This is a genomic window from Kurthia sp. FSL E2-0154 (genome assembly GCF_038003625.1).
Taxonomy (GTDB): domain Bacteria; phylum Bacillota; class Bacilli; order Bacillales_A; family Planococcaceae; genus Kurthia; species Kurthia gibsonii.
In genome coordinates, this window is the sequence record NZ_JBBOPO010000001.1 from 1,847,292 (window position 1) to 1,860,278 (window position 12,987).

The window sequence follows — 12,987 nt, forward strand, 5'->3', positions numbered from 1 at the left end:
AATAACTTATAATTATCTATTTTTTAACTTTATAGTATATATTTGCACACACGAAAATCCCTCATATAACGCTAAAGTTATATGAGGGTATTCATATCTGTATCTATTTAAATAGTATGTCAAATTCAATCTAATTTTAAAGAACCTTTCGCTAATTGGTAAGCGTGGTTTTGACGAATGAGCATACATTCTTTATACGCTTGTTCATGGGCTCTTTTTATCCAAATTTTTCGACCTAGTTTAAATAATTTATAGCCGGCATTTAAAAAGATTAAAACACCTGTAGGGTCTGGTAGGAGTGCGTCCATGACTACTCCACCTAGCATATCAAAGCTTAACTCTAAGCCAAGTCCAATAGCTGAAAATACTGCAAATTCAGCAAGAGCTGTGACCATTTGATTTTTAGCGTTTCTAAAAGCTTGCTCATTGTTTACGCCTTTAAATAATGCAGTTACATAACTAAGTACAGCTGTTGCTAGTTGAACACTTAATAAAGAACCATTTATTTCAATCATACTGGAAAAGAATTCATCGACTACGCCTACTGATAGATCATCGAATACCCAATCTAATACGGATCCTGTTGAGTAAGATAATGCGCCTATTCCTGAGCTAGTAAGCGTTGAAAATATAGCCGTCTTGGCCAGTACTTTTTTCTTCTCATTCCAAGGAAGTTCGCTATTTTGTAATTGATAATATGTAACTAACTGTTTGATTGTAATCCCCAGTAAAGCTGTTGGAGCTATAGATACTAAACCTACTTCGAAGAATCCAGGTACGATTTGACTTTCATTATATGAAAGTGTTTCTGCAAGACGATCTTCATTCGACATTTTCACATCTAAGTATTCATCTTGTGTAGGATTTTTATAGCTTCCTCCGTGTAAATACTCCAGATGAGCAGAATCAGTTGCTAAAATAATATTATCTGAATCACCTGCCAGCTCTATGTTTGTAGCGTTCTCATGGACTGTCTCAATATGATGTCCTTGTATTCCCTCTACAGGATAAGCTTGTCCAGGTTGCCATTCTCGAATAGCTTCTAACTCATCATTTGTAAAAGATACTAAATTTCCTTCATCGTCAACATATTGTAGAATCTCGGAAGGTGCATTAACATCTTCACTTGCAAAAAAATGCATCATTTCCCACTCATTTTCAACACCCTGAGACCGTGCATAGTCGATGGAATTCGTATCAATTTCTTGTGATAATTGTAGTTCTTCAAATCTTTTCGTGACATCTTCTTCGTAATGTAAATACTCTAATTCTTTTGGTTCAACCCAAAGTTCATCCACTAACCAACTTGTCCCCACAGTTGTGACACTGAGTACGGGTGTAATTGCTGAGTGATACAAATGATTATATTCTGGTCTGATTAATTTCATAACATTACATCTCTTTAGTAGGAGCCTTTAAAATTCGCTCAGTCATTTCCGGTTTGATATTTGCATCTAATTTTGAAAAAATTTCAGAATATATATTTTGATAATAGATTTGCGTAGGTTGCGTCAAATACTGTAGTTTCCAACCGCCCAGTTCTTTTATAACCTCGCGTAATGTTCCTCCTGTTTTAACAGTCGATTCATTATCCTTAAAGTACTCGTGTGCTCGTTTAAATGCTTCTACAGCTTTTAGATTATAGGTTTGAATCTTTTCTTCGGATGGCTTCTCCATGATCTCTGCTGCTAATTTCTTAGTGATCATTTGATATTGTTGAAGTAAATATGGGTATTTCTTCAATGCATCTTTGTTAATGGACTCATCTAACTTTTCAATTTCCTCCATATTTTCCTTACTATTTAAAACAAATTGATTTAATTTATTTACTTGAGCCTGTAAGTTTCGTTCTTGCTTCAGATTAAATTCTTCCATAAAGTCATGACCTAATCGGATTGTTTCGTCTTTTACTTGTTGCGCAAAACTAGCATCCTCTGCTCGGCAATGATCAAAGAAAATACGGCTTGTATGATTCATTTTTTCAATAATTGTTGGCTTTGCACGATCTGTTGCATTTTTTAATGTATCTTTCAATAATTCCATATATTCTTCAAAAAAATCTCGATGATCTGGAAATTTATTTAACGCTGACTCTAAATATTGTAATTTTGTACGTTGATTGCGCTGATTTTCAATTAATTGCTTCCATTCATTTTGGCGTAATTGATCGTATGTTAAGTATGTATGTAAATCATCCTTTAACTGCTGACTGATTGTTTCCTTTGTTTCTGTTAACTGTTGATTCATATGTTGTATGAATTCCTGTGATAACTTATCAAATTGATGTGGTGTTGTTAACTCCAGCTGCTCCATTCTTTGAACTAGTTCCATAAATAATACTTGGTCTTTTTTGTTTTGTAACAATAATAAAATCAATAAGATTAAACTCACGGTTATAATAATACACGTTGTTAGTAACATGATGACACTCCTTCTAGGTGATATATTATACCTAGTTCCATTGTCTTATAAAATGGATTATTTATCAATTTAAAATATACACAATTTATAGCTTTTTTATCCATTTTTTTCTTGTTTACTAACTAAAAAAACGAACTCTACATCAAATGTAAAGTTCGTTCTATCTAAACTATCGTTCAATATCTACATTAAATAACGGCATGAGCTTACCAATCGTATAGTCCTCTAAATAAAAGTGATTCACGACATGTTCTAAAACTTTTTCAACTATTAAACTAAATCTTTTAAACTTTTTTTATATTTGTTTTTCCACTCTGTTAGTCCATTAGCACTTCGTCCCATGACAAAATCAGCAGCCGCAGATGGACTTGAAAATAATAAATCTTCTTGTACAATAAATTCGCCTTGAATTTCTGCAACTTTTTCTGATTGAATAAGTTCATTCCGTTTCATAATTGCTCGTTCACCATAAGATTTCACGTAACTATCTGCAATTTTAGAATTAGCTAAAACAACAAACCCTTCTTGTGTTTGAATCCCTCTAGCTTGGGCTCCACGCGCACCCTCGATATAAAATAATTCATCTTCATTAAGTTCAATTTGTTCTTTTATATCCTCAAATAGCTTATGACCTAAAATATTTACTAGCATCGTTAAATTGCTAATATATTCGTCCATTTCTGCGCGATCAGCTTCAGAGATAGATGGAATAGGTGGAATATTACCATTCATTACGACATAACGCTTGGCTGCCTTCGCTTTCTCATATAACTTATTTTCAATATATTTAATATGTGCTTTATTAAAATTTTCATCCTTACTAATAAATACAATTACTTCGTTCCAAAAATCCTTTTCACGTAAATGGTCTTGCAAACGCTTATAGACATCTTCTGCTTCACCAATATATACAGCATCTTTATCTTCTTCATTCTGACCAAATAACATATACACACCTGTAGAGCTTAAATTAGGTCGATCTGAGCATTTTTTCACTTCTGTACGTGGAATACGGTAGGCCAACCCTGTCCAATTCGAAAGTTCACACGTTAAACGTCCACTTGAATCACCATCAATTAAAAACATTTTAATCGTTTTACCAAAAACCATTTCTTCACCTCTATGTATTGATTTACTTATATTATTTTACCTTATTTATATTTTAATAGAGATAATTAGTTTAAATTATAGTGGTGTTTTTTGTTATTAATAATTTTATAAATCCATATATTTTTCATTCATATTTATCTTTCCCTCTACAAAAACAAGCCTACTCGTATAGTCGAGTAAGCTTATTTTCCATTCCTCTGTATATCTTCAATCAAAAGGTCGATCCATGCTTCTTGGTATGCGGCTTTTTTATTTTGGTGCATTTGTTCGACAACGTTTGGCAGTATGGTGATTGACTTTAGCTTTGCTAGGCGATCATCGGATAATGTTTCACTCATAGCATTTTGATAGCATTGCACATCCATTCGCCAAAGATTCACGCGAGAACCGTAACGTTTTAGAATATTTTGTGCGATGTGTAAGCCTTCAGGATCTAAATCTCCCGCATAATAAATCGCTACATCTGAATCAAGTAAATCTAATAGGCGCCAACCAGCCATGCGTACTTGACCATGTGTACAAATAATCGGTGCTTCTGGATTTATGTCCATTAACGTAGAGGCGACACTCGAATTTTCTACTATATATACACTCTTATTAGAGAGTGGTTGCACGCGTGTAATATTTAATAACTCACGCATCGGCATATTGAGCGCACTTTTGGTTTGGTTAGCTGCTTCCCATACTTTATGAATCGATTCATGAGTATAACCGACCAAACCTTGTACAGTAACAAAATTCCATAAATCGTCTTGCACAATTTTTAGTGTAGCTAGTAAATCTACACGTTCTTCTGTATTTTTTGGATATGTTATGTGTTGATTATTTAAACTAAAAGCAGCATGCACTAATAGTTTTCCGAGTACTGTATTTGTATCAAATGCATGTGGATTTCCAGTCGCTTTTTGAGCAAAAAGAGGCAATCGCATAAATTGATTATAAATAAGATGTTGTTCCAACGCTTTTGCCACAATCTCTAGATCTCGTAAAATAGTGGCTTGTTGTTGCCAAATAAAACGACTATCGGATTCGCGTTTTAGAATCTGTTGTAACCATGCTGGATAGTTGGTTAGGATACTTTCTAGTTGTTGCACAAAATTTTTATTTACATTTTCTTGTTCCAGCATTTTTTGTATTTTCGTTTCCAGTTGTTCATTCAAAATGGCTTCAATCAATTCTTTTAGCGTCATATGAGAAAATGCAGATGTCATGAGCTGTTCTTCAAACTGTTGTAATGTTACTTTGCCTTTACGCTCGAGTTGAATCGCAGAAACGCCTAAAAATCCAGCGATTTCTGCAATCTCCTCTGCGCTAAAATCTTTTAAGGATACAGTTCCACGCATTCTACCAAGTGAATAATATTTTTTCTTAAAGTGTTCAAATAACTTCAAAAAAGCTTTATTTTGAAAGGCATCTAATTTATTCAATAAGCACACGTTCCTTACCATTCCATCGATAATTCAGTACCGTGACATAATCTGCATTTTTCGGACGCACTAATTCTGCAATTGCAAGACTCGGAACAGTATCACAATCTCCCCAAATCGCTTGCGAGTTCATAATATAATTAAAGCCAAGTTGTTCAACGACTTCAAACATATCTCGAATATTTTGATCATCTACACCCGCAAAAGCTTCATCTAACGAAATGATGTATGGAGCCATCGCATCTGCTTCTTTATAGCGTGAATAAGCTGCTGTAAAGAGTGGAATATACATCGCCATTGCTTTTTCACCACCACTAAATTTATAAAAAGCATTATTAGTTAACTCTTTTTTCGATTCATGTTGGCGTGTATAGTACAGTACAAATGAAAACCATTTACGATAATCTAATACTTCTTTTAACACTTGGCGTAACGTGTTTCCTTCGTTTCGTAAACCAATCGACTCTTTTGCACTTTCAATACGCGAACGAAAATGCTTAGTAATTTTTTGTAAATCTTCTTCACTTAAGAAACTACTTTTACGCTGTAATAATTGAACAAGTTCTTTCGTATCCAGTTCTGCTTCTGATTCTGCTGTACGTGGTTTCCAACTAACTGAAAAAATTAATCCAGATGAGTTATCACGCTCAGCCATTATTTTGTCCATCTGTTTCACCCATTGCTCTGCTCTAGAAATGCGCTGTCGTAAAATCGTACCTACCGAATTAACGATAATATCTTCATACAACTCTCGGTCCTGTGCATCTAAATAATGTCGACTTTCCTCAAGCTCTGCTGCAAGAACCGCATCAATTCGATATGGACTTACACGCTGACCGCGATAATCTAGCTCTACTATGCGTCGACCACGTAATTGTTTAAATGCCTCTAAGCGATCGTCCACCACATCTTCAAGTTGCGGAAGTAAAGCTGTTTCTTTTAAATAACTATTCACATTATATTCCGTCAGTGCATGCATTTCTTCATTCTGCACACGTGATAAATATTCTTGTAATTTCACTCGGTCTTGCTGCGTGTTATATTGTTTTACAATATCTCGTGGTTCCTTACTCTCAAGTTGAATAAAGCCTAAGTCGAGTTCTTCTTGCAATGCTCGTTTCCATTGCTCAACTAATAAGATTGAAAACTCTTCGTCTTGCTGTAATTGTCGAAGTACATCTTGAATTTTTTCTTGCTTTGCTTCTTGTTTTGGTATGTCTGTACGTAAATCATTATCACGTTTTTCTAATTCACGTAGTTCCTGCTGCACTTTAGCAATCCGTTGTTGAATCGCCTCTGCTCCCTCCAACTCAAGTTGCTGTTCTTGTGATGTAATTTCAGCTATGATTTGATCTTGTTCAGTTTGTATATCGATTATGTCACTATGAAATTCATCAATCTCCATTTCAATTTCCTCAAGGTTTTCTTTTATGTGTACTAAATCACTTTGTACATTTGATTTTTCCATAAGTACACGCTCTAAGTCATTCAATTCTTCTAAATAATCGTCCATATATTGAATAGCTTCATTTACTGCTTCCGTCGTTTGTACAAGATTTATTTTTTCTTTTTCCGTATAGAGTTGCTGACGGAGTGTTTTTAATTCCAAATGAACAGCTTGCCATTGGTCATCAATCTTTTTTTGCTCCTGTTGTTTAATCTTTTGTGTTTCACGTCGATTTCGTATTTCTACATCAATATCATATACGGTTTTGTCACTCGGTATAGTTGCCTCAAAGCTTCGTGTGTCACGTAGCTGTTGTTCAATCTCATTATATTTTTGGCGTTCACTCTGCAACTGATCTTCTATTTCACGCATCGTTTGTTGTACAAGCTCCATTTGTTCTAACTGATATCGTTTACGCGAAGTACGTCCGATAAATTTTGACGGTCCTTGTTTAGGTGCATGTCCTGTAATAATACCTAAACGATAAAAACCTTTTTCATCAATAGTAAACACACTTTCTGTTTCATCAATTGGTATGCTTCGCAGTATATCATCTACTAATGCGCTTGAGATCTCTTGACCTTCAACATCTGATTGTAAAAAATCTGCCAACGTATGCCCAAGTAATCTTGGATTTGCAACTAAAAATGAATCTTCTTCTACATTAAAAGTCTCTGGTGAGATTAAACTATCTAAAATACCTGTGGAAGCTAGCGCTGCTTCAATGCGCGCTTTTTGTTCATCTGTTACATGCTCTTGAAACTCGACAGCCGCATAAAAAGGGAGGTACGGAATTTGTTGTTCCGTTAATTGTTGACGAAAAGCGACTGTACCTGGCATTCTACTTGGATCTGCGAATTCTTCTGATTGTAACTTTTCGAGAACTTGTTGCTGTTCTATAAGAGCGTGTTGTAACTGCTTTTGCTTCTCTTTATTTACTTGTAGCTTAACCTCAAATTGTGCGCGTAATCCATTTATTCCTGTAATCAAAATATTCGTCACATCATGATAAGAAGACTGATTATATAACTGTTCAAGCATTAACGAGATCTGTTGTTCCTGTTCGGAAGAGAACGCAATTTGATTATATGTTTTCATCCACATGAAAATAGCTGTTTTTAGTTTTTGTAATTCCTCTAAATACCAGTGACTTGCTTGCTCTATATCTTTTTCTAATAAATCAATTTCTTGTAATAGATTAGAGGACTGAATTTGAAGCTGCTTATCTTTCTCTTGCAAATGATTTAAAGCAGCAATTTGTTTTTCAAGTTGACGTAGCTGTTCTTTATGTTCTTTCACTTCTCGTTTCCAAAACTTAAAATCTGCTGACTGTCTTTCTAAACTATTTATATTTAAAGTATGTTGTGCAAAATCTGCTTCCTCTGCTAACGACTGCATGTTAAGGGTGATTTCTTTTTGCTTACTCTTAGTTGATTCCAGCGTATATTCTTTTTGCTTTTGTGTTTCTAGTTGCTGAATTCTTTTCATTTCTTTTGCATCTTTTTTTACACTTAATTGATTTAGCCTGTTTTTAAGTGTCGTTAGTTGTTCTTTATTTTCATGTAGTTTTTTAGTGATCGTCCAGATCTCATGTCTTGATAACGATTGTTCTTCATTTTTATATACAGCGAGATTTGTTTTGATTTGCCTATATTCTTGCTGAAGCTGTTCAATGGATTGTTTGATTTGTTCTTGTTCCTTCAAGTTCGTATTCTTCTCATTACGGATTGTCGCTAATCGTTCCTCTGCTTGTAAGACACGTTCTGCTCGCTCAACTAGAATATACGTATTGTACGCATCATAACGCTTCACAATTTTTTTATTTGCTTCATATTCAATGGTTAATTGCTCTAATTGTTGTTCCGTTTGATCCATACTTTCAATCGTATCCGATAAGTGGCGCAATTCATCATCTGTAATAGGTGGAAGGGCTGATTCTAAAATTTCGTATAGTACGGTTGGTTTAAAATCTTTGGAGAGCTTAGGCGCGCGTAGTTGAATTAATAGTTTAACTAAGTCTTCATATGCCTCCATAGTTTCAAAACCAAATACATATTTATTTACAAGTGCCGCATATTCTTTTTGTGAATTCGTAACCATACCACCAGTGCCAATGCGGTTCGTTAGTTCCTTTTGAGAAAATGGAATTATTTCATTCAAGCTGCGATGAGCCAGCTCTAGGTCAATACCAATTCGGCGATTGTCGGTGATGACAAAATACCAAGACTTCAAATCTTTATGACGACGTGCCTGCATACCAATACCTGTCGTTATGTACTGCTCTGTTCCAGCCATTTTATATTCTAAAAATAAATAGCCTGTACGCTCGTCACGACCCGAAATTTCTTCTTCCCCTAACAAATAATCACTCATTTTTCTCGCTTTAGAGCCAAATGGATCCAATCGATCGGGTGATTTTTTACCATCTAATAATACGGGAATAAAACTCTGCATCGTAACTGACTTTCCTGAACCGTTTGTACCTCGAAGTAGTAACTTCCCATTTGCAAATTCAAAAATTTCATCATCGTAATACCAAAAACTGAGTAGACCTGCTCGATTCATTTGCCACTTCGTCATACTTCACCCTCCTTTTGATAGTCTGCTGGATATGAACCACTTAAAACGCCTAATAGCGGATGGATGTGTATAAAACCTTGCTCAACTGTCGCCATCTGCCAGTAAACGAGTTCTGTTACAACATCTTGTCGGACTGCCGCAACCGACTTTTCACGGTAAAGTTTTGCCCATCCTTCACCTAATTCATTTTTTAATTCTTGTATAATTGTATTTAATTGTCCGTCCGTTAAGATTATATCTCCATTCTCTTGTGGAGGATAATGCGCTACATTTTTGTGTAAATAACTCGAAAGCTGAAGTAAAATATCGGTTACCGACTTAGTGTTTGGAAAGAGTTCATAATAATTTTTCGGCTCTGTAACGGATAAAAAAGCTGCATTTTTAAATACATGCAATTTAAAATCACTATGTTTTTCAATATCATCACTCATTCGATTACGGAAGTTTCGAATATATAAAAAGTCCGGGTCCTGTCCTTCCTGACGATACATGACAGGTGACGTAAATAATTGACGGTACACTCTTTTTCGACGCTCATCTTCATTTGTTAGTGAGTGTTCTAGGTGTAGCAGTTCTTCAGCACTTGAAAACATCGTAAATTCATCCGGATGTACACGCATAAAATAACGACTATAGATTGTCACTTCATATAATACTTCTTGTTCCTCATGATGATCAAAACGCTTTACATCTCCATCAATTGTTTCGATTAGATGTAGTTCTACTAATGTTTGTATTGCGCGAATCAGTGATTTCCTATGTTGAAATAATGTCCAGTCCAGCTCTTCTTCTTCGTAACTAAGCGCGCGAATTTCTTCACAAAGTTCTGATAATAAAAATTGTTCTTCAATTCCCTTACTCTCTATAAATGCTAGTGCATAACAAAAAATCATATAGTCCATCGGTGCTTGAAAACTTTGAATGCCCATCCAGCTTTCAGGTTTAATCGGTATTTTTTCAAGCTTAATGAAGTGTTGACGAACATGTAACTGAAGTCCTAACTTTTCGGACACATACCGCTGTATCACTTTTTGACGTTCACGAATTTGCTGATACATCTTCGGCTCTTCTTTACGCAATACCCAAAAATGATGTAATAAATAATCTAAACTTTGTACAGCCTTCTCATCAAATAATTCATCCATTTCGCCCCTCCTCTCTCAATTCAAATAACACATCATTCATATGAAGATCGCCATCGAGTGCATGCAAGATTATTTTTTCTTCCAGTGGCTTTATATGTAGCAGCATACCCGACTCAGTCGTTACAAATCCCTCTTTATTAGCGCGTGCTTTTGACATCCATGTTAATAGAAGTTTTCGCATAAAAGGTTCTACTACATCAAGCTTTGATAATTGTACAGAACCATTTTCAAAATATTTTTTGACCGCTTTCTCTTGGTGATACCGCTCTTTTAAATATTGTTCACGTTGTTCTCGCTTTTTCTCTGTCTGCAAAGGTACACCCGTTGCTTTTGTTTTTTCGCGATAGCGATTGGTTCGCGGCTTAATAATCACTTTTTCAGGCGCATGATCCCATGTATCACTATACAAGTCATCCGTTGTATGTTTTTTCAACTGCACATGCTTCACTTGCATAGCACCAAAAACAATTGCAGAAATTTTATGCGCTTCTTCCAACGTTTCACACTTCGCAAACCATTTAGCCAAATGAACATAATCATTTCGGCGACTTTTAAAATGATGTTGACGCTCTCCTAAACGCTGCACATAGCGCGTAATACGCCGAATCATCTCATTCGTTTGCCACTGAAGGACTTCTAACTCACTTTTTTGACCATCTACATCTAAAAACCATCGTTGAATGGAGTGATACGTTTCTGTATATCGCTCCAAAAGCTGCTCATCTGAAACACCTACCTCTTCAAGTCTCGGAATAGACTTCTCTTTCTCGACAAGCTTTTGAAAAAAAGGAAGTAACGAGCGCTTCGTATGACGCTCTAGAAGTTCTTTAATTTGTGCGGATGTTTTTTGCAGAGACACAATGAAATCCCGCAAATAATTTGTGAATTGTGCTTTATACACTAAAAAAGCCTCTGACTGCATACGTTGATCTGTCTTTTCACTATTTATATAAGCAATATAATCTGCCGTACTTGTACGAATCGTTTTAAAAGACCTTAGAATATCTTCCCACACGTGCATACTTCGATCTGCATTATCTGATTGTTGATCCAACTTTTGTAAAGCATCTAGTAAGCGCTCAAATTGAGACGGTTCAAGCGAGCCTTTGAATCGATCATCTACGATATTTTCAAGTTCAATCAGCATACGTTCAATTTGAATCGTATAAGGTGTTGGATAATATTTAAAACGTTTCTTTTTATATTCCTCGATTGTCCGCGCATTCGTCATATCTTGTCGCGCCGATAAATTATTCCATTCCACGAGCTTAGCTAAATTTTGATGCAACACATCTTCATCATAGTCTTCAAACTGCGGAAAAGACCGCACATGCTGCAACACTTCTTCTGGCGTTAAATAATCGCGCATACGCTCATGTTGTTCATAAAAGAATCGCAAAATCGTACGATATTGTGCAGCTGAAGGAGCTGTTAAATACGCTGTTTCCACCACTTGCTTCATTGTAGAATCCATTGCCTACCTCCTCTTTTTTATCTCTCTATATAAATTAGTAATAATTAAATACCCTATGTAAAATAATAACAGAAAAATTAAATAGTATCTCTTAAATATTGTTATGCTCAAATCAAAGACCTTGAGATAAAAGTATTTTTAACAGAGTAAATTCATTCTGCTTCAAAAAACGAATAAAGGGAGGTAAAAAGAACGCAATGTACTGTCGCAAACAATACTGCTTCTTCTATTTAAATTCATGCGATTCTCTTTTTTCATACATTAGTTAAATTTAAAAATAATATGGAATGCTAATTTAGTTAACTGTTAGCATTCCATTATAATTGTTTATTTTATAGAATAAGCATTTTTCAATTCCTCTACTAAATCTACTTGTTTTGGGCTACCTGAATAGTGGCTAATATTTACGACGTTATATTGTTGATCCAGTCCACTTTCTTTTAAGAATTCATTCACTATGCATGTTTTTGGATTTTTACCCATTACTATTAATGTATGTGTTTTTCCACCAAGTAACTGTAATTCTGTATTTAAGATTTCTCCAAATAGTTTACAGAAATTAGAATAGAAATTTTTGAACTGTGCATTATTGTATTTTAAATTAGTTTTAATCTTCTTCAGGTTCTTTTTAATATCTGGTCCATACGGTGTAGGCAGTCCTTTTATAAAGTCTGTCATATAAGTGCCACTTACCACTTCATTATAGAATGCTTCATTGCCAGTATTGATTAAGGCGTTTTTATATCGAATAGGACTTTTAACAGCAGTAGATTTATTGTTCTTTTTTAGACTACGAATTTGGAACATTTCAAAGTGCTCAAACGTTTCTAATCCTTTTATCCCCATTCCTTTTGCACCTGCATTAACACCTAATAGTACATAGCCAGCTTTTAATTCTACATTTTCCTCTTGCATTTTATCCCAATCTTGTAGTAATTGAATATTTTCATTTGCTTGATCGAACGCTTTTTTGTGAATACTATTTTTCCAGTAAGCAAAGCTACTGAAGTTTGCGAAACTACCACCTTCTTCAGGCTTGAAATTTAATGTCTCTAGAAAATTAATTTCTTTTAACTCTGTCTCTGTTAAATACTTTTTTGCTACCTCCTGAAAATTTAATCCATTTTCTTTTAGTGCTTGATATTCATTTTTTGTAATTACTGTGTTCATGAGAACATCCCTTTTTATTTTCTTTAATTTTATTGTCAATTGCTAAATAATAACGCTTGGGTAAGGTAAGTATTTGACGAATTTCTTTATCAAATTTATTCACACCCAGACTATAACTACCTCATTAATTCACCCTCGTTAACTTTGCTTTGTATTCAATTTCTTCTGTTAACGCGAGTTTAATTTCATCTAATGATTCACATTTTATTGTAC

General features: G+C 34.8%; 8 protein-coding genes. All 8 read right to left on the reverse strand.

Features of this window, described 5'->3' with window-relative positions:
• Nucleotides 1-125: 125 nt before the first annotated feature.
• Entirely contained in the window at nucleotides 126-1,388 is a 1,263-nt protein-coding gene (locus tag MHB75_RS09160; RefSeq protein WP_340997242.1) for a hypothetical protein, read from the reverse strand.
• Nucleotides 1,389-1,392: 4 nt separating this feature from the next.
• Nucleotides 1,393-2,421 (reverse strand): hypothetical protein, encoded by a 1,029-nt coding sequence (locus MHB75_RS09165; protein ID WP_340997243.1) that lies wholly within the window; start codon nucleotides 2,419-2,421, stop codon nucleotides 1,393-1,395.
• A 270-nt stretch (nucleotides 2,422-2,691) separates the two neighbouring features.
• Nucleotides 2,692-3,531 (reverse strand): GIY-YIG nuclease family protein, encoded by an 840-nt coding sequence (locus MHB75_RS09170; RefSeq protein WP_340997245.1) that lies wholly within the window; start codon nucleotides 3,529-3,531, stop codon nucleotides 2,692-2,694.
• A 182-nt stretch (nucleotides 3,532-3,713) separates the two neighbouring features.
• Entirely contained in the window at nucleotides 3,714-4,958 is a 1,245-nt protein-coding gene (locus MHB75_RS09175) for a TIGR02679 family protein (protein WP_340997248.1), read from the reverse strand.
• Entirely contained in the window at nucleotides 4,951-8,985 is a 4,035-nt protein-coding gene (locus MHB75_RS09180; RefSeq protein WP_340997249.1) for a TIGR02680 family protein, read from the reverse strand. Before MHB75_RS09180 ends, MHB75_RS09175 begins: the two co-directional genes overlap by 8 nt.
• A complete protein-coding gene (locus MHB75_RS09185) occupies nucleotides 8,982-10,130 on the reverse strand; it encodes a TIGR02678 family protein (protein ID WP_141273252.1) in 1,149 nt (382 codons plus the stop codon). The genes MHB75_RS09180 and MHB75_RS09185 overlap by 4 nt, the downstream gene beginning before the upstream one ends.
• On the reverse strand, nucleotides 10,123-11,604 hold the full coding sequence (locus tag MHB75_RS09190; RefSeq protein ID WP_141273255.1) for a TIGR02677 family protein: 1,482 nt from the start codon (nucleotides 11,602-11,604) through the stop codon (nucleotides 10,123-10,125). Before MHB75_RS09190 ends, MHB75_RS09185 begins: the two co-directional genes overlap by 8 nt.
• A gap of 327 nt (nucleotides 11,605-11,931) precedes the next feature.
• Complete coding sequence (locus MHB75_RS09195) at nucleotides 11,932-12,774, reverse strand: hypothetical protein (protein WP_340997253.1); 843 nt, start codon at nucleotides 12,772-12,774, stop codon at nucleotides 11,932-11,934.
• Between the last annotated feature and the right edge of the window lie 213 nt (nucleotides 12,775-12,987).

Bases quoted from the DNA above. Each gene is read 5' to 3' on its own strand.
- MHB75_RS09160 (WP_340997242.1), bottom strand. From the start codon at position 1,388: ATGAAATTAATCAGACCAGAATATAATCATTTGTATCACTCAGCAATT.
- MHB75_RS09165 (WP_340997243.1), bottom strand. From the start codon at position 2,421: ATGTTACTAACAACGTGTATTATTATAACCGTGAGTTTAATCTTATTG.
- MHB75_RS09170 (WP_340997245.1), bottom strand. From the start codon at position 3,531: ATGGTTTTTGGTAAAACGATTAAAATGTTTTTAATTGATGGTGATTCA.
- MHB75_RS09180 (WP_340997249.1), bottom strand. From the start codon at position 8,985: ATGACGAAGTGGCAAATGAATCGAGCAGGTCTACTCAGTTTTTGGTAT.
- MHB75_RS09185 (WP_141273252.1), bottom strand. From the start codon at position 10,130: ATGGATGAATTATTTGATGAGAAGGCTGTACAAAGTTTAGATTATTTA.
- MHB75_RS09190 (WP_141273255.1), bottom strand. From the start codon at position 11,604: ATGGATTCTACAATGAAGCAAGTGGTGGAAACAGCGTATTTAACAGCT.
- MHB75_RS09195 (WP_340997253.1), bottom strand. From the start codon at position 12,774: ATGAACACAGTAATTACAAAAAATGAATATCAAGCACTAAAAGAAAAT.